At 68.5% G+C, this 16,831-nt stretch carries 14 protein-coding genes; 5 read left to right on the forward strand and 9 right to left on the reverse strand.

Features of this window, described 5'->3' with window-relative positions:
• Positions 1 to 4: 4 nt before the first annotated feature.
• The 3 genes from RCH14_RS16945 to RCH14_RS16955 all read right to left on the reverse strand — a co-directional run bounded on the left by RCH14_RS16945 (position 5) and on the right by RCH14_RS16955 (position 2,081).
• A complete protein-coding gene (locus RCH14_RS16945) occupies positions 5 to 634 on the reverse strand; it encodes an NAD-dependent dehydratase (protein ID WP_343027275.1) in 630 nt (209 codons plus the stop codon).
• A 99-nt stretch (positions 635 to 733) separates the two neighbouring features.
• Positions 734 to 1,363, reverse strand: a complete 630-nt coding sequence (locus RCH14_RS16950; protein ID WP_343027276.1) for a superoxide dismutase — start codon at positions 1,361 to 1,363, stop codon at positions 734 to 736.
• 247 nt (positions 1,364 to 1,610) lie between these two features.
• Positions 1,611 to 2,081 carry a nuclear transport factor 2 family protein gene (locus tag RCH14_RS16955; RefSeq protein WP_343027277.1) on the reverse strand — a complete coding sequence of 157 codons (471 nt, stop codon included), beginning with the start codon at positions 2,079 to 2,081 and terminating at the stop codon, positions 1,611 to 1,613.
• Between the two features lie 398 nt (positions 2,082 to 2,479).
• Between RCH14_RS16955 and RCH14_RS16960 the strand changes: the two genes are divergently transcribed.
• On the forward strand, positions 2,480 to 4,921 hold the full coding sequence (locus RCH14_RS16960) for a heavy metal translocating P-type ATPase (RefSeq protein WP_343027278.1): 2,442 nt from the start codon (positions 2,480 to 2,482) through the stop codon (positions 4,919 to 4,921).
• Positions 4,922 to 5,078: 157 nt separating this feature from the next.
• Complete coding sequence (locus tag RCH14_RS16965) at positions 5,079 to 7,796, forward strand: ATP-binding protein (protein ID WP_343027279.1); 2,718 nt, start codon at positions 5,079 to 5,081, stop codon at positions 7,794 to 7,796.
• 23 nt (positions 7,797 to 7,819) lie between these two features.
• On the opposite strand, the gene RCH14_RS16970 is transcribed toward RCH14_RS16965, so the two are convergent.
• From RCH14_RS16970 to RCH14_RS16985, 4 genes are read right to left on the reverse strand one after another with little or no spacing between them, the layout of a single operon-like run.
• Positions 7,820 to 9,232: a copper oxidase gene (locus RCH14_RS16970; RefSeq protein ID WP_343027280.1), complete on the reverse strand. Its 1,413-nt coding sequence runs from the start codon at positions 9,230 to 9,232 to the stop codon at positions 7,820 to 7,822.
• Entirely contained in the window at positions 9,229 to 10,620 is a 1,392-nt protein-coding gene (locus RCH14_RS16975) for a TolC family protein (RefSeq protein WP_343027281.1), read from the reverse strand. The genes RCH14_RS16970 and RCH14_RS16975 overlap by 4 nt, the downstream gene beginning before the upstream one ends.
• Positions 10,620 to 10,973 (reverse strand): hypothetical protein, encoded by a 354-nt coding sequence (locus RCH14_RS16980; protein ID WP_343027282.1) that lies wholly within the window; start codon positions 10,971 to 10,973, stop codon positions 10,620 to 10,622. Before RCH14_RS16980 ends, RCH14_RS16975 begins: the two co-directional genes overlap by 1 nt.
• A gap of 59 nt (positions 10,974 to 11,032) precedes the next feature.
• Entirely contained in the window at positions 11,033 to 11,476 is a 444-nt protein-coding gene (locus RCH14_RS16985) for a DUF2946 family protein (protein WP_343027283.1), read from the reverse strand.
• A gap of 116 nt (positions 11,477 to 11,592) precedes the next feature.
• Between RCH14_RS16985 and RCH14_RS16990 the strand changes: the two genes are divergently transcribed.
• From RCH14_RS16990 to RCH14_RS17000, 3 genes are all read left to right on the forward strand, one after another.
• On the forward strand, positions 11,593 to 11,988 hold the full coding sequence (locus tag RCH14_RS16990; RefSeq protein ID WP_343027284.1) for a hypothetical protein: 396 nt from the start codon (positions 11,593 to 11,595) through the stop codon (positions 11,986 to 11,988).
• Positions 11,989 to 12,136: 148 nt separating this feature from the next.
• Entirely contained in the window at positions 12,137 to 14,842 is a 2,706-nt protein-coding gene (locus RCH14_RS16995) for a bifunctional acetate--CoA ligase family protein/GNAT family N-acetyltransferase (protein ID WP_343027285.1), read from the forward strand.
• Between the two features lie 134 nt (positions 14,843 to 14,976).
• Positions 14,977 to 15,321, forward strand: coding sequence for a hypothetical protein (locus RCH14_RS17000; RefSeq protein ID WP_343027286.1), 345 nt, complete (start codon positions 14,977 to 14,979; stop codon positions 15,319 to 15,321).
• Here RCH14_RS17000 and RCH14_RS17005 read toward each other — a convergent pair.
• Together RCH14_RS17005 and RCH14_RS17010 are read right to left on the reverse strand one after the other, a co-directional pair.
• Positions 15,293 to 16,537, reverse strand: a complete 1,245-nt coding sequence (locus RCH14_RS17005) for a DEAD/DEAH box helicase (protein ID WP_343027287.1) — start codon at positions 16,535 to 16,537, stop codon at positions 15,293 to 15,295. The two genes, RCH14_RS17000 and RCH14_RS17005, sit on opposite strands and share 29 nt — an antisense overlap.
• A 114-nt stretch (positions 16,538 to 16,651) precedes the next feature.
• On the reverse strand, positions 16,652 to 16,789 hold the full coding sequence (locus tag RCH14_RS17010; RefSeq protein WP_343027288.1) for a hypothetical protein: 138 nt from the start codon (positions 16,787 to 16,789) through the stop codon (positions 16,652 to 16,654).
• Positions 16,790 to 16,831 lie beyond the last annotated feature (42 nt).

Consider the following 16,831-nt stretch of genomic DNA (forward strand, 5'->3'; position numbering starts at 1 on the left):
CAGTTCAGACCAGCTGCGCCGCGCTGACGATGTGCACACCGGGGCGCGCCTGCAGCGCGGCCTGGATCAGCGCGTGCGCGATGCGCGGGGCAGGATTGATGCGCCAGCGGCGCGGCAGCACGGGGCCCAGCAGCGTCAACACCAGGCCGGCCACGCGCTCACCCAGGCGTCGCTCCTGGCGCGCTCCGCCAATCAGGCCCGGCCGCACATGGGTCAACGACGCAAATCCAAGCCCGGTCAGGTCGCGTTCGAGCTCGCCCTTGACGCGGTTGTAGAAAATGCGCGCATCGGCATCGGCGCCGGTGGCCGAGTTCAGCACGTGGCATGGCGTGCCATGCTGGCGCGCCAGCATGGCCACGGCCAGCGGGTAATCATGGTCGACGCGCCGGAACGCATGCTGCGAGCCGGCGCTGCGCATCGTCGTGCCCAGCGTGCAGATGACGGCGTCGGCCTGCCACCAGGCGGCGTCCTGTGGCAAGGCATCGAAGTCGACGACGGGCGCTTGCAGTTTCGGGTGCGGCGGCAAAGGGCGCCGCGTGGGCGCCACCACCGACGTGACCTTCGGGTCGGCCAGCGCCAGCGCCAGCACGTGGCTGCCAACCAGCCCGCTCGATCCAACCAGCAGCAGTTTCATGGGGATATCCTTCGTTGTTCACGTAAACGGCGCGAGGCCGGCATGATGGCCGGCCTCGCGCTTGAAGACGGGCCTGCCGTGGCAGGCCCGGGCACCGGCTTACTTGGCCAGTGTTTCTTCGTAGCGGCGTTCGACTTCCGCCCAGTTGATGATGTTGAAGAAGGCCGAGATGTAGTCAGGACGCTTGTTCTGGTATTGCAGGTAGTACGCGTGTTCCCATACGTCCAGGCCCAGGATCGGCGTGCCGCCCGACATGCCGGCGAACTGGCCCATCAGCGGGCTGTCCTGGTTGGCGCTGCTTTCGACCAGCAGCTTGCCGTCCTTGCCAACGGTCAGCCACGCCCAGCCGCTACCGAAGCGGGTTTGCGCTGCCTTGGTGAAGGCATCCTTGAACTTCTCGTAGCCGCCCAAGTCGTCTTCGATCGCCTGCGCGACCTTGCCCGTTGGCTTGCCGCCTTCCGGGGTCAGCACGGTCCAGAACAGCGCATGGTTGGCGTGACCGCCGCCATTGTTGCGCACGACACCCTGGACAGCTTGCGGCAGGCTGCCGATGTCGGCGATCAGCTGCTCGACCGGCATCTCGGCGACGCCGGCTTCGCCCAGCGCGTTGTTGACGTTGGTGATGTAAGCCTGGTGATGCTTCGTGTGGTGGATTTCCATCGTGCGCGCATCGAAATGCGGCTCGAGGGCGTCGTAGGCGTAAGGCAGTGGTGGCAATGCGTATGGCATGATCATTCTCCGTTCAGATGGTTGGGAACGCTGTTCCGGTATGAAGCGAGGCAACGGGGCCATGTTCGTCACGGCCCGGCGTCGTGCATGTGCTGGTCAACCTGGGATGGGCAATGCGCACCCCGGGGCATCCGCCGAAATGACTTTCCGCGTGCGCCCTGACTTGTTAAGAATACCAGCATCTGCAATCGGCTGGCGCGCCGGGTGAGTAAAAGCAATTGCCAGTGTCGCGCCGGTCACCGTTTGGTCAGCGCGCTGGCCGGATCTCGGTACTCTGCATCATCGTGTTACGCCAGCCGTCGGTCTGCAGCTGCCAGACACGGACATAGCGCCCGCGAAACTCGCGCGGCCGGCTGGATGGCTGCAGATCAGCCTGCAGGCGGCCCCGGACGATGGCCGTGCGACCGCCGTCGAGCCATTGGATTTCCATGCTCACGTTGGCGTACGAGCGAAACTCGTACTCGTCGCGCACCAGCAATTGCATGAATTCGCTGCGGGTTCGTACGCGGCCGTTGGTTTCGACGTGATAGTAATCGGTGGCGATCAGGTCGCGCACGGCGTCAACGTCGCGTGTGGCGACGGCCTCGGCAAGGTCGCCTTCGGCATCGCGCAGCGCGATCATCGCCGGCGACAGCGCGGTCGTGACGGCGACGCCGGGCGGCGCGCCACGCAGCGGCACCTGCGCCGTGGCGGCGTCCACGGCGAATGCAAACGACAAGCATAAAGCGGACGGCAGGTGGCGCATCGTGGCTGCTCCAGTGAACTGTATCGAAGTATATAAAGTTCGGTATGTTACATTTGTAACGGAATGTATCCTGCGTATCGAGCGTGTTGGTGTCCATGCTGTTGTTGCCGTCAAGGTAATATAGTTGCACTGACAGTATCGGCGCCATGCGCCGTGCATGTAGCGTGAGTACCGCATGCGCATGGCACGGAGGGCGGACGTCCCCTCGAACAATGGCGCACCCGCGCGCGGCGTGCAGTGGACCGGCTTCGATGTCGCGGGTGCCGCGGTTGCTGCGGTGGTCGCGCTGCTGTTCAATCGCGCTAGCTAACGCCAGGCAAACTTTCACCGCGTGTTGACCTTCCTGCAGTGGGAAGGTTTATCCTTGTCGGATGGATGCCAAAATTACCCCTGCTGCACAGCCACCGGTCACGCTGCTGATCGATGGCATGACCTGCGCCTCCTGCGTGGCACGCGTCGAAAAAGCCCTGGCACATGTACCTGGCGTCACGCGCGCCAGTGTCAACCTGGCCACCGAAAAGGCCCGCATCGACGGCGCCGCGCCGGCGGCAGCGCTGATGGCTGCCGTCGAAGCGGCCGGTTACGCGGCGCGCGTCGACACGGCTGATGCGCCCCCGTCTCGCACCAGGGCCGGCGCCCCCGCGTGGTGGCCGGTCGCCATCGGTGCGCTCTTGTGCATCCCGCTCGTGGTGCCGATGTTTGTCGCGCCATTTGGCATCGACGCGATGCTGCCGGGCTGGCTGCAGTGGCTGCTTGCCACGCCCGTGCAATTCTGGCTCGGGGCGCGCTTCTACCGCGCCGGCTGGGGCGCGCTGCGCGCCGGCGCCGGCAATATGGATTTGCTCGTGGCGATCGGCACCAGCGCCGCCTATGGCCTGTCGCTGTACCTTTTGCTGACGCAGAGCGGGCATGGGGCGTCCCACTTGTATTTCGAATCGTCGGCCGTCGTGATCACCTTGGTGCTGCTTGGCAAATGGCTCGAAGGGCGCGCCCGGCGCCAGACCATCGAGGCACTTGGCGCGCTGGAGCAACTGCAGCCGGTCGACGCCGTCGTGCGCCGCGACGGCGTTGCGGTGCGCGTGCCGCTCGCGGCCTTGCGCGTGGGCGACGTGATGGTGGTCAAGCCCGGCGAGCGGGTGCCCGCCGATGGTGTGGTGCTCGAGGGTCTGAGCCACGTCGACGAGTCGCTGCTGACCGGCGAGAGCCTGCCGCTGGCCAAGGGCCCGGCCGACGCTGTCGTTGGCGGTGCTGTCAATGCCGACGGGTTGCTGCTGGTGCGCGCCACCGCCGTCGGCAGCGCGACGACGCTCGCGCAGATTATCCGCATGGTCGAAGACGCACAGGCGGCCAAGGCGCCGATCCAGCGCCTGGTCGACCGCGTCAGCGCCGTGTTCGTGCCGGTGGTGCTGGCCATTTCGCTGGTCACGCTCCTGGCCTGGGGCGTGGGCACGGGCGACTGGCAGGGCGCGCTGCTCAACGCGGTGGCGGTGATGGTGATCGCCTGTCCGTGCGCGCTGGGCCTGGCCACGCCGACGGCGATCATGGTCGGTACTGGCGTGGCCGCGCGCCACGGCATCCTGATCAAGGACGCCGAGGCGCTCGAAACGGCACACGCCGTCGACGTGGTGGTGTTCGACAAGACCGGCACCCTGACCGAGGGCCGCCCGCAGCTGCTGGCGCTGGAAAGCCCGGACGCAACACGCTTGCTGACGCTGGCCGCCGCGCTCCAGCAAACCAGCGCCCATCCGCTGGCGCGCGCCGTGCTGGACGAAGCGGCGCGGCGCGCGCTGACCGTGCCGGACGTGACCGATGCATGCGCGCTGCCGGGACGCGGTGTGCAAGCCGACGTCGACGGCGCGACCATCCTGCTTGGCAACCGGCGCCTGATGAACGAACTCGGCGCACCGGCGGCCGGGGCAGAAGCGCATGAAGCGGCCGGGCGCACCGTGTCCTGGCTGGTCGAGCGGCGCGGCGACACCGTCACTGTGCTTGGCCTGCTTGCCTTCGGCGACCGGATCAAGCCCGGCGCGCAGGACGCCGTAGCGCGGCTGGTCGCGCGCGGCATCGTGCCGGTGCTGCTCACCGGCGACAGCGTCGGCGCCGCGCAGGGCGTGGCGCGCGCGCTCGGCATCACGCGCGTGCACGCCGACGTGCTCCCGGCCGACAAGGCCCAGGTGATCATGGCGCTGCGCCAGGCCGGCCGCACGGTCGCCATGATCGGCGACGGCATCAACGACGCGCCGGCGCTGGCCGCCGCCGATGTCGGCATGGCCATGGCGACCGGGACCGATGTGGCGATGCACAGCGCCGGCATCACCCTGATGCGGGGCGACCCGATGCTGGTGGCCGACGCACTCGACGTCTCGCAGCGCACCTGGCGCAAGATTCGCCAGAACCTCGGCTGGGCCTTTGTCTACAATCTGGTCGGCGTGCCGCTGGCCGCGTTCGGCCTGCTCAATCCGGTGCTGGCCGGCGCCGCGATGGCCCTCAGTTCAGTCAGCGTCGTGGCCAACGCATTGCTGCTGCGCCGCTGGCGCGCCACACCCCATTCCACCCCCGCCACCGGGGCGCCTGCGCCTGTGCTAGCGCCCCCAACCAAAGGAGACCTCCCCATGTATGAACTGACTGTTGCCGACATGACCTGCAAGCACTGCGTTGCCCGGGTGACCGCTGCGGTCCACGCCATCGACCCGGCCGCCAGCGTGAGCATCGATCTGGCCAGCGCCAGGGTGCGCATCGACAGCACGCTGGCGCTGGCCCCGCTGGTGGCGGCCATCGATGGCGCCGGCTATCCCGTGACGGCTGGCGCCTGAGGCCTGCGGGTGACGCATTCCGGCGAGTTTCCTGAGCGATAAGCGGTAAATACACCCCCAAGGGATATTCATTTGAGCTATATTTTGTAGAAAGATCAATACCGAACCCTGTGCATCCCCGACCGCTCCCGGCAGCGCAATCCTCATGAGAGATGGTGTGCTCGCAGAACCGATCGATTTGGTCAAGCATCCGCCCGGCAGCGCCCAGCTGCGCCGGGCCGTGCTGGTGCTGGCGGCGCTGGGGCTGGGGTTCGCCGTGCTGGTGCCGGCGGCCGGTGTGCCGCTGCCGCACGCGCCGGAATTCCTGCCGATCTATCTGTCGACACTGATCGCCAGCAACTTCGTCACCGGCATCCTGCTGCTTGGTCACGTCCATACGCGGCGTTCGCTGGCCCTCGGCATCCTTGCGCTCGGCTACCTGTTCACGGCGCTGATCGCCGGCGCCCACATGCTCACGTTCCACGGCCTGCTTGGCGACAAGGGGGTGCTTGGCGGCAATCCCCAGACTGCCGCCTGGCTGCACGCGGCCTGGCACGCGCTGTATCCGCTGTTCGTGCTCGGCTACTCGCGCAGCGCGCGCGGACGCCTGGCGGGCGCGCCGCTGCCACCGCACTTCATGCGCATCGGCGCGCTGCTGACCGCGCTGTTCGTCTCGCTGCTGGTGCTGCTGGGCACGACCGGCGCGCCGTATCTGCCCAGGCTGATCGACGGCACGCGCACGCTGCCGCTCTACCATGGCATCTCGGCCGCGATACTGGTCCTGTCGGTCTACGTGCTGTACGCCACGGCGCAAAAGCGCCCGCGCACGGTGCTCGATGTCTGGCTGACCGTGGCGATGGCGGCCTGGGTGTTCGAAGTGGGCCTGTCCTGCGTGTTCAATGCCGGGCTGTTCGACCTGGGATTCTATGCCGGTCGCCTGTACGGGCTGTCCACGTCGCTGTTCGTGCTGGGCGCGCTGGCGATCGACAATATCGCGCTGCATGCGCGTCTGCACGCAACGTTCCAGGAAATGATCGAAACGCGCGCCCACGCCCAGTGGCAAAGCCTGCTCGGCACCGTGTTGCGCCAGTTGCCCGACGGCGTGCTGATCGTCGACGCGCAGGGCCGCTGCGTGATGGCCAATGACCAGGCCACGCAGATGGCGCGCCACTTCGGGGCCGATGGCATCGGCGGTATGCTGGAGCTGATCTGCGAACCGGTCGCGCGCGCAATCGGCGGCCGGGCGTTTCACGATGCCATGATCGAGAGCGTGCAGGCGGGCGCGCGCCGCGTGTATGCGGTCAGCGGCGCGCCGCTGCGCGACAGCGCGGCCGCACTGGCGTCCGCCGTGATCGTCATCGACGACATCACCGAACGCACCGAGGCCAACGCGGCGCTGGCGCGGGCACTCGACCAGACCCGCTACCTGATCGAGAACACGCCGCTGGCCGTGATCGAATGGAATCGCGACCTGGTCATCACGCTGTGGAACCGCCGCGCCGAAGAGCTGTTCGGCTGGTCCGCAGGCGACGCCATCGGCCAGCGGATCGACCGCATCGGTATGATCCACGAGGGCGATGCCGACCAGGTCAACACGATGATCGCGCGCCTGGTCGACTCTGGCACGCGCTACGCCAAGTCGGGCAACCGCAATCGCACCCGCGATGGGCGCACGCTGCGCTGCGAATGGTACAACTCGGTGCTGGTCGATGAGGCGGGCGAGATCCAGACCGTGTTTTCGCTGGTGCTGGACGTGTCCGAGCGCGAAGCGGCAATGGAAAGCCTGCGCGAAGCCGACGGGCGCAAGGATGTCTATATCGCCACGCTGGCGCATGAATTGCGCAACCCGCTCGCGCCGATCGCCAACGCGGCCTCACTCCTGCGCAGCAAGGCGCTCGCGCCGGAACGCATCGACTGGATCGCGGCCATGGTGGCGCGCCAGACCGACCAGATGGCGCACCTGCTGGACGATCTGCTGGACGTGTCGCGTATCAGCCGCGGCAAGATCGAACTGCGCCGCGTGCGCGTGGACCTGGGCCAGCTGCTGCGCGAAACGCTGCAAACGAGCATGCCGCTGATCGAGGCCGGGCGCCACCAGGTGGCGCTGCGGGTGGCCGACGAGCCGCTTTGGGTCGACGCCGACCCGCTGCGCCTGACGCAGGTGTTCGCCAACCTGATCACGAACGCGGCCAAGTACACGCCGCCCGGCGGCGCTCTTGAACTGGGCTTGCGGCGCGAAGACAACGAGGCGCTGGCCTGGGTGTCCGACACTGGCGTGGGCCTGGCGCCCGACATGCTCGAGCGGGTGTTCGAGCCGTTCGTGCAGGCCGGCAGCGCCAGCCACCTGGCGCAGGGCGGCCTGGGGATCGGGCTGTCGCTGGCAAAGGGCTTCGTCGAACTGCATGGCGGCACCATCCGGGCCGCCAGCGACGGACCCGGACGCGGCGCGACCTTCCTCGTGCGCCTGCGCCTCTGCGAGGCGCCGGCCATGGCGCCGGGCGACGTTCTCTTTGTGCCTGACGGCGCTGCGCTGGGCAAGCATATCCTGGTCGCGGACGACAATGTGGATGCGGCCGAATCGCTGGCCTGGCTGCTGCGCTCCGAAGGCGCGACCGTGATGGTGGCGCATGATGGCGCCCAAGCGCTGCGCCTGCACCGCGAACGGCCGGCCCGGATCGCGGTGCTCGATCTGGGCATGCCGCAGATGGACGGCCTGGAACTGGCGCGCGTCCTGGCGCAGGACGCGCCGCGCCCCTATCTGGTGGCCGTGACGGGGCGCGGCCGCCAGGAAGACCGCGCCGCCTCGCTGGCAGCCGGCTTCGACGAGCATTTCACGAAGCCGGTCGCGCCCCAGCAGCTCATCGCGCTGCTGCGCGAGGTGCCCGAGGCCCCCTAGGTGCCCGTCGCGCCGGCAGCCGGCTAGTGGTGCTCGTGCCCGGACATTTCTTTCGGGCCGGGTTTGCGCGCGTCCATGGCCTGGCCGGCGGGCGCCGGCGCGGGACGGGCATCCGGCGCGCGTGGCGCTGGCGGCAGCGTGGCGGCGCCGTCGCCGGTCCATTCGCGCGCGACCGTGCCGGCCGGATGCCGGTACCAGCCAGGATCGCCATAGTCGCCGCGTCCCAGGCCTTCGCGCACCTTGAGCACCGTGAACATGCCGCCCATTTCCAGGTTGCCGAACGGACCGTCGCCGCTCATCATCGGCAGCGTGTTGGCCGGCAGCGGCATCTTCATGTCGCCCATCGAGCCGCCCTTGTCACCCATGACCATATAGCCGGGCACCAGCTTGTTGATTTTCTCGGCCACGCCCCGATGATCGACGCCGATCAGCGTTGGCACGTCATGGCCCATCGCATTCATCGTGTGGTGCGATTTATGGCAGTGAAAAGCCCAGTCGCCGGGCGCATCGGCCACGAACTCGATGGCGCGCATCTGGCCGACGGCGATGTCGGTCGTCACCTCGGGCCAGCGGGCCGACTTTGGCACCCAGCCGCCATCCGTGCCGGCCACTTCGAAGCGATGCCCGTGCAGGTGGATCGGGTGGTTCGTCATCGTCAGGTTGCCCACGCGGATGCGTACCTTGTCGCCCAGGCGCGCGACCATCGGGTCCAGGCCCGGGAACACGCGGCTGTTGATGGTCCACAGATTAAAGTCGAGCATCGTGTTGGTGCGCGGCGTATAGCTGCCCGGTTCGATGTCGTAGGACGACAGCAGCATGCAGTAATCCCGAGCAACAGCGTGCTGGCGCGGATCCTTGGGGTGCGTGACCCAGAAGCCCATCATCCCCATCGCCATCTGCTGCATCTCGTCGGCGTGCGGGTGGTACACGAAGGTGCCCGCATGGCGCGCGACGAATTCGTAGACGAACGTCTTGCCAGGCTGGATGCCGGGCTGGGTCAGGCCCGTCACGCCATCCATCCCGCACGGCAGCAACTGGCCGTGCCAGTGCACGCTGGTGTGTTCTGGCAGCTTGTTGGTGACAAAAATGCGCACCCGATCACCCTCGACCACTTCGATGGTCGGGCCCGGACTCTGGCCGTTGTAGCCCCACAGATTGGCCTGCATGCCGGGCGCGAATTCACGCACGACCGGTTCGGCCACCAGGTGGAATTCCTTGACGCCATCCTTCATGCGCCACGGCAGGGTCCAGCCATTGAGCGTGACGACCGGGTTGTATGGGCGCCCGCCCGTCGGGGCCAGCGGCGCCGCAGTGGCGCTCGAGGTATGGGTCGGGGCTTCCGGCAGTGACGCCGCGCCGGCACGGCTCACGAGCGAGGCGCCCAGCACGGTGACGCCGGCGCCGGCGCCGGTCAGGAACGATCTGCGGTTGGTCATGGTGGGGTGTCCTTCGTATCAGTGGTCAAGGGCGCCGGCAGGCGCGTGCCGATGGCGGTTTCCAGGTCGACCTGGGCCAGCCAGAAATCCTTCAGCGCCTCGATGGTGGCGTGGACCGCTGCGGCCTGTTCGCGCGCGTCGGCCAGCAGCTCGAATGGGCTGGCCAGCATGCCGTTGTAGCGCAGCAGCGTCTCATCGGCGATCTGCTTGCGCAGCGGGATCACGTGGTCGCGGTAGTGGCGCGCCACATCGTAGCTGGCGCGGTAGCCCAGGTAGCCCGCGCGCGCCTGGCTGCGCGCGTCGATGGCAACGGCCGCGACCTGGCCGAGCGACTGCATGTAGATCGCTTCGGCGCGCGCCACGCGGGCGCCGCCCCAGTCGAACAGCGGCAGTTCCAGGCCGATCTCGTAGCCGTCGCTCTTCGGTTCGCCCGTTTCTCGCTTGTCGGCGTAGCCCAGGTCGAGCACATTGACAAAGCGCGTGGTGCGCGTCAGGCCCAGGTCGGCGGCGGTGCCGGTGGCAGCGGCGCGCGCGGCCTGCACGTCCAGGCGCTGGCTCAGCGCCGTGCGCTCGATGCCGGCCAATTCGGTGGGCGCTGCCGGCAGCTCGGGCAAGCGCTCGGGCAGCGCGTAGAGCGCTTGTGCGCCCCACAGGCCGAGCTGGCGCGTCAGGCGTTCGCGCGCGGCGTTGGCCAGGCGGTCGGCGCGCAACACGCCGGCACCGGCTTCGGCATGGAAGGCCGACTCGCGCGCCAGGTCCAGCGCGCTGGCATTGCCGGCCTGGGTCATGCGCGCCATCAGCGAGCTCGATGCGTCGGCGGCATCGGCGACCTGACGCGCGTAGGCCAGGGCCTGACGCGCAGCCACGGCCTCGATCCAGGCGCGCCGTGTATCGTTGACGTGGCGCTCGATTGCGGCGGCCACGCGCAGCGTCGTTTCATCGAGACGCCGCGCGGCAATGCGCTGGCGCAACGGCATGGTGAGCAGGCCCGCCAGGTCGATCGACACCGAGCGTTCGGTTTCCCGATTGCCGCCGCCGTCCATGCGCGCGAACCCGAAACCGGGATTGCGCAGGCGCGCGGCCTGGGCCAGGTCGGCCTGGGCGATGCCCGCCTCCCAGTAGACAGCCTGCAGGCCGGGGTGGTTCAGTGCGGCAATGCGCACGGCGGCGTCCTGCGTCAGCGGCGCCTGCAGCAGCGCGTCGATCGCGCCCTGCAAGGCCTGGCGGTCGGCATCGCTGCGCAGCAGGCGTGCCTCCACGCCCGTGCGCGCCTGCGCCGCAGCAGCGCTGGCCTCGAATGCGCGCTCGGGCGCGACGCTGGTGCAGCCGGCCAGCAACAGGCCGCATGCCAACACCGCTGTGGCGCGCCATGATATGGGAGGTGCCATCAGTGGTGCTCCTTGTGTTCTGGCTGGGCAGGGGCGCCGTGGTGCGCGTGCGGATCGGGCGCCGGCTTTGCGTGGCCGGCGTGGCCGGCGTGCCCAGCATGGGCGCCATGGGCGCTCTGGCCAGCCACGATGCGGTTGTGTTCGTGCCACAGGCGATCGGGCGTGACGGTCACGGCTTTTTGTGGAGTTGGGGCGCTTGATACGTGCGCCGGCTGGTAGCGGGTTGCCGGGACGGCGGCGTCCGGGTCAGTGGCGCGGTTCTGTTGGCCGCTCTGCGCGGCGGCCGGCGCCAGGGCGCAGGCGCCAGCCAGCACGCAGGCCAGCAGCAGCTGTGGTCGGGTAAGGGGTGACATGATGCCTCATTCGGTGAAATGCAGGGATGCCGCGCAGCGTGGCGCGGCGGCTTGCTGATTCAGGCGAGCGGGAAGCGGGGAGGTCGTTCTGGCAAGGCCAGATCGACGGCCTCGGGGCGCCCGGTGGGCGCGTCGATCAGCCGGGTCGACAAGGTCGGCGGCGCAGCAGGAAGTGTTGGCGCGCCGGCCATGGCGGCGCCGATGCAACAGGCGGCGCAGGCACTGCAGTGTTCCTTTTCATGCGCCGTCGGCGCATGGTCCATGGCCGTCCCGCTGCCGGCGGCATGGGTGCTCACCTGCGGGCCGGCATCGTGGCAATGACCCGCCCCGGCGTCGATCTGTTGCTGGGCAGACATGGCCGCCACCGCCGTCACGCCGCCATGCGGCATGGCCGCATGCGTGCACGCCAGCATGCCTGCCGCAGCGATGCCCTGGAAGGCAATCGCCAGCAGCAGCAGCCACACAAGCACGCGGCGCAGGCAGACATGGACAGTAGAATTCACGCGGCGATTTTAGCATGGCATCGGCGCAACACTGCTGTCATGATGACGGCCGCAAACCTTGCGAGCCGAGGGGGCGGCTGATAGGATGCTCCGTTAATTCATTAGCAAGGGCAAGCATGGTGTTGATCGAGCGACTGCTCGCTCTGCGGCGCAGGAAGAATCAGGAAGAAGTCGCGGCCAGGGCGGTCGAAGTCATCGCGCAGGTTCTGTTCGACGTCGGTGTCGACCGGTTCCTGAACGGCAGCATGCTGCTCGATCGCCAGTTCCGCGTGCGTTTCTACGCGGTGCTGCCATCGGCGTCCGACGAGATGCTCGCTGCGATTGCACTGTGCGAGCTGCCTGAAGCACAGCGCATGCGCAGCTGCATGGCCGACGTGGCATTCGATGCCGACGTCGTGGCCTATCACACGCAGGGCCTGGCAGACGGATTGATGCGCGAATTGCTGATCCGTTCGGCCGAGCTGCGCGCACTGCCCGAGCGGCGCATCGGCGCCGTATTCGCCTTCCGGTAGCTGCTGCGCGGGACTTTGTGCGCGCTGCAACGCGCCGTGGCGGTATGCTGGCGTCACTTGATGCTACTCACGCAAAGGTCCCACCCATGTCGCATGCTGCCTGCCACCTGCATCGCCCGACCGCGCCGCGCTTCGATCTGGCGCGCGCATGAGCGTCCGTAACCTGCAACACCTGTTCGCGCCAGCCTCGGTGGCGCTGATCGGCGCCTCCGCGCGCCCGGGCAGCATGGGCGCCACGCTGCTCGCCAATCTGCAGGGCGGCGGCTTCAAGGGCAAGCTGTTTGCCGTCAATCCCAAATACACGCAGCTGGGCGACTTGCCCTGTTATGCCAGTGTGGCCGACCTGCCCGAGGCGCCCGCGCTGGCCGTCATCTGCACGCCCGCTGCCACCGTCCCGCAACTGGTGCGCCAGTTGGGCGAACGGGGCACGCGCGCCGCCGTGGTGCTCACCAGCGGCCTGGCGCGCGGACGCGATGCGCGCGGGCGCAGCCTGCGCCAGGCCACGCTCGATGCGGCGCATCCGTACCTGCTGCGCCTACTTGGCCCGAACAGCGCGGGCCTCCTGGTGCCGGGTCTGGGCCTGAACGCCAGCGTGGCCCACAGCGGCGCGCTGCCCGGGCGGATCGCGTTCGTCTCGCAGTCCGGTTCGCTGATGACGGGCGTACTCGATTGGGCGCGCACGCGCGGCATCGGCTTTTCGCACTTTATTTCGCTGGGCGAATCGGCCGACGTCGACCTGGGCGACGTGCTCGACCATCTGGCCAGCGACGGCAATGCCGGCGCGATCCTGCTGTATGTCGACCAGCTGCGCTATGCGCGCAAGTTCATGTCGGCCGCGCGCGCCGCCGCCCGCAGCAAGCCGGTGATCGTGCTCAAGTCGCGCAGCGATACCGAAGGCGCACGGCCGGCCGCCAGCGAAAGCGGGGCGCTGGCCACCGAGGACGATGTGTTCGACGCCGCGATCCGGCGCGCCGGCATGCTGCGCGTGCACACCACCGAGCAGCTGTTCGCGGCGGTCGAGACGCTGGCCTATGCGCGCGTGCTGCATGGCGAGCGCCTGGCCATCGTCAGTAACGGCCTCGGTCCGGGCGTGCTGGCGCGCGATGCGCTGCGCTACGGCGGCGGCGTGGCGGCAACGCTGTCGCCCGAGTCGATCGCGCGGCTCGACGCCGTGCTGCCGGCCGGCTGGAGCGGCGCGCAGCCCGGCAACGCGGCCCGTGCCAACCCGGTCAACCTGTTCGGCGGCGCGCCGCCCGAACGCTACAGCGCTGCGCTTGACGTGCTGCTGGCCGATCCGCAGGTCGACGCCATCCTGGTCGTGCATTCGCCCACGGCGACCGTCGACAGCCGAGATGTGGCCAATGCGATTGCGCCGCTGGCGCGCGCGGCTTCGCGGCCAATCCTGTCGTGCTGGCTTGGCGGCGCCTCGGTCGTGGCCGCGCGCGCGATTGCGGCCGAAGCGCGCATGCCCACCTTCCGCACGCCCGAAGACGGGGTCAATGGCTTTCTGCAATTGGTCAATTACCGGCGCAACCAGAACCTGCTGATGGAGGTGCCGCCGTCAATGACGGGCCATATGGCGCCCGATCGCAGCGCCGCGCGCGCGCTGGTGCGCGAAGCGATTGCCGCCAAGCGCCTGCTGCTGTCCGATCCCGAGACCAAGGCGATTCTGCGCGCGTACGGCCTGGCGCTGGTCGAAACGCGCGCCGCCACGGATGTCGATGCAGCCGTGGTGGCGGCGCGCGCGATCGGGTTCCCGGTCGCCGTCAAGATCCTCACGCCCGACGTGATGCACAAGTCCGACGTTGGCGGCGTGACGCTCGACCTCGATTCGGAGGATGCCGTGCGGGCCGCTGCGCTGCGCATGCGCGCGCGGCTGGTCGAGCTGTTCCCGCAGGCGCGCTTCGACGGCTTTTCGGTGCAGGCCATGTGCCGCCGCACGCATGGCCACGAACTGATCGTCGGCGCCGCGCTCGACCCGGTGTTCGGGCCGGTGCTGGTGTTCGGTCAGGGCGGTGTGGCGGTCGAGGTGCAGGGCGATTATTCGGTCGGCCTGCCGCCGCTGAACCTGGTGCTGGCGCGCGACCTGGTCGACCGCACGCGCGTCGCGCGCCTCCTGGCCGGCTACCGCAACCGGCCGGCCGCCAATCTCGACGCCGTGCTGGCGGTGCTGATCCAGGTGTCGCGCCTGATCTCCGATATCCCCGAAATCGTCGAGCTGGACATCAACCCGCTCGTGGTCGACAGCCGCGGCGCCATCGTGCTCGATGCGCGCATGCGGCTGGCGCTGGCCGATCGTTCGGGCAGCACGCTCGACCGGCTCGCGATCCGGCCTTATCCGCGCGAACTGGAAGAGACAATCGAGTGGCAGGGCGCGCCGCTGCTGCTGCGCCCGATCCGACCCGAAGACGGGGCGGCGCACCTGGCGTTCTTCGATGCGCTCACGCCGGACGACGTGCGCTACCGGATGTTCGTGCGCATCCGCGAGCTGCAGCCGTCGCAGCTGGCGCGCTTCACGCAGATCGACTACGACCGCGAGATGGCCTTCATCGCCACCCGCAAGAACGCCGCCGGCGTGTTCGAGACGCTGGCGGTCGCCCGTGTCGTGGCCGATCCCGACAACACGAGCGCCGAATTCGCCGTCACCGTGCGCTCGGACCTGAAAGGGCTGGGACTGGGCCGCATCATGATGGAAAAGCTGATCCGGTATTGCCGCGCGCGCGGCACCGGCGAGATCGTGGGCGAGGCGCTGCCGCAGAATTCGCGCATCGTCGCGATGGTGAAAAAGCTGGGCTTCGAGGTCACGATCGACCGTGAGGACGGCACCCGAAACATGCGCCTTGCATTACGTTAGCAGTTACTCGCACTGCGTGACATTCGGAGGATTTTGGGCCGGTCTGCGATGGTAATGTGAGGGTGTTTGCCGCCCTGTCACGTCGTGACGATTCGTACCGCCTCTTGTCAACAGGGCCCGTCCCTGCTTTTCTGATGTCCCGACTCGGTTTGTTGTTGTGCGCTCCGTACGCCGTGTTCATCCTGGCCTGCGTGGGCATCGTTTCGCTCGGCGCTGGCGACGATGCGTCGCAGCTGGTCTTCCTGCAGCTGCCGATTGCCGGCCAGCTGGTCGTGGTGCAGGCACTGGGCCTTGGCCGCGCCATCGCATTTTTGTCGTGGCCCGATGCGTACGGCCTGCTCGTGATGCCGGTCTTCGTGCTGCTGTACGCCGTGGGCGGGCTGTGCGAGTGGGCGCTGGCGCGCCGGCGTGGCCCGGCGCCAGCGCACAGCGCGCCTGACCCGGGCCGGCTCAGCGCCGGAAGCGCACGTCCTCGCTGACCACCGGCGCATTGCCCTTGGGTTTCTTCGGCTTTTTCGGCTTCTTGACGATTTGGCCCCTGGCGTCGGTCTGCGGCACGCGGTGCTCCGGCGCATAGCCCGGCTCTTCCACGCGTTCGAGCGTCTGGCGCGTAAGCACTTCAATGGCCGCCAGTTGCTCGACCTCGTCGGCGCAGACCAGCGACACCGCCTCGCCGCTGGCACCCTTGCGGCCCGTGCGCCCGGTGCGGTGCACGTAATCCTCGGCCACGATCGGCAAGTCCACATTGATCACCGCCGGGAGGTCGTCGATGTCGATGCCGCGCGCGGCGACGTCGGTGGCGATCAGCACGCGCACCTCGCCGGCCTTGAAACGATCGAGCGCGCGCAGGCGCGCCGGCTGCGGCTTGTCACCATGGATCGAGTCGACCGGGATGCCCTTCGATTCGAGCAGCGCGACCAGTTCATCGACACCCTTGCGGGTACGGGCAAAGGCCAGCACCTGCGCCCAGTCGCGCCGTTCGAGCAGGTGCACGAATAGCGCGGCCTTGCGTTTCTTGTCGACCGGGATGACCCATTGGCGGATCGCGGCGACGGTGGTGTTGCGCGGCGTTGCCTCGATGCGCACCGGTTCGCGCAGCATCTGGTTCGACAGTGCCCGGATCGGGTCCGAGAACGTCGCCGAGAACAGCAGCGTCTGGCGCTTTTTCGGCAGCAGTTTCAGGATGCCGTCGAGCTCGCGCGCAAAGCCCAGGTCGAGCATGCGGTCGGCCTCGTCCAGTACCAGCATTTTCACTTCGTTGAAGTGCACCGCGTTCTGCCGGTGCAGGTCGAGCAGGCGGCCGGGCGTGGCCACCAGCACGTCCACACCCTTGCGCAGCGTCATCATCTGCGGATTGATGCTCACGCCACCGTAGGCCACCATCGAGCGCACTGGCAAGCCCCCGGCATACGTGCGCACGCTTTCGTGCACCTGCTCGGCCAGTTCGCGGGTTGGCACCAGGATCAGCGCGCGCGCTGCGTTGTTGCCGACCTTGCCGCCCATGACGAGGCGCTGCAGGATCGGCAGCGTGAAGCCGGCGGTCTTGCCAGTACCGGTCTGGGCAGCGGCCATCACGTCGTTGCCAGCCAGGATGGCGGGAATGGCCTGCTCCTGGACGGCGGTGGGCGTGTGGTAGGCGAGGGCGTCCAGCGTGCGGACGATCGGCTCGATCAGGCCGAGGGAGGCAAACGACATGGGCAGGAAACCTTGCAACGAAAATGGAAAGGCCGCAGTGTAACCTGCCGGCGCCGGCATGGCGATCCTTGGCGCGCCGCCACGGTCATCATTGGCGCGCTCGTGCGTGCAGGGTCAGGACGACGCTGGCGCGGGTGAGGCGAGCTGCGCGGCCGGGGCGATCGGCTGGGCCGGCGCATTGTGTTCGCGGCATCCGCCCAGCATCAGGCAGGCCAGTGTCAGCACAGTGGCAGAAAGAGTGCGCAGTTGCATGATGAAGCCTCCGGGATAGCGGATCACCATCCTACGCCGGTT

Source organism: Massilia sp. MP_M2 (assembly GCF_039123635.1).
GTDB lineage: Bacteria > Pseudomonadota > Gammaproteobacteria > Burkholderiales > Burkholderiaceae_D > Telluria.

Bases quoted from the DNA above. Each gene is read 5' to 3' on its own strand.
- RCH14_RS16945 (WP_343027275.1), bottom strand. From the start codon at position 634: ATGAAACTGCTGCTGGTTGGATCGAGCGGGCTGGTTGGCAGCCACGTG.
- RCH14_RS16950 (WP_343027276.1), bottom strand. From the start codon at position 1,363: ATGCCATACGCATTGCCACCACTGCCTTACGCCTACGACGCCCTCGAG.
- RCH14_RS16960 (WP_343027278.1), top strand. From the start codon at position 2,480: ATGGATGCCAAAATTACCCCTGCTGCACAGCCACCGGTCACGCTGCTG.
- RCH14_RS16970 (WP_343027280.1), bottom strand. From the start codon at position 9,232: ATGACCAACCGCAGATCGTTCCTGACCGGCGCCGGCGCCGGCGTCACC.
- RCH14_RS16975 (WP_343027281.1), bottom strand. From the start codon at position 10,620: ATGGCACCTCCCATATCATGGCGCGCCACAGCGGTGTTGGCATGCGGC.
- RCH14_RS16980 (WP_343027282.1), bottom strand. From the start codon at position 10,973: ATGTCACCCCTTACCCGACCACAGCTGCTGCTGGCCTGCGTGCTGGCT.
- RCH14_RS16990 (WP_343027284.1), top strand. From the start codon at position 11,593: ATGGTGTTGATCGAGCGACTGCTCGCTCTGCGGCGCAGGAAGAATCAG.
- RCH14_RS16995 (WP_343027285.1), top strand. From the start codon at position 12,137: ATGAGCGTCCGTAACCTGCAACACCTGTTCGCGCCAGCCTCGGTGGCG.
- RCH14_RS17000 (WP_343027286.1), top strand. From the start codon at position 14,977: ATGTCCCGACTCGGTTTGTTGTTGTGCGCTCCGTACGCCGTGTTCATC.
- RCH14_RS17005 (WP_343027287.1), bottom strand. From the start codon at position 16,537: ATGTCGTTTGCCTCCCTCGGCCTGATCGAGCCGATCGTCCGCACGCTG.
- RCH14_RS17010 (WP_343027288.1), bottom strand. From the start codon at position 16,789: ATGCAACTGCGCACTCTTTCTGCCACTGTGCTGACACTGGCCTGCCTG.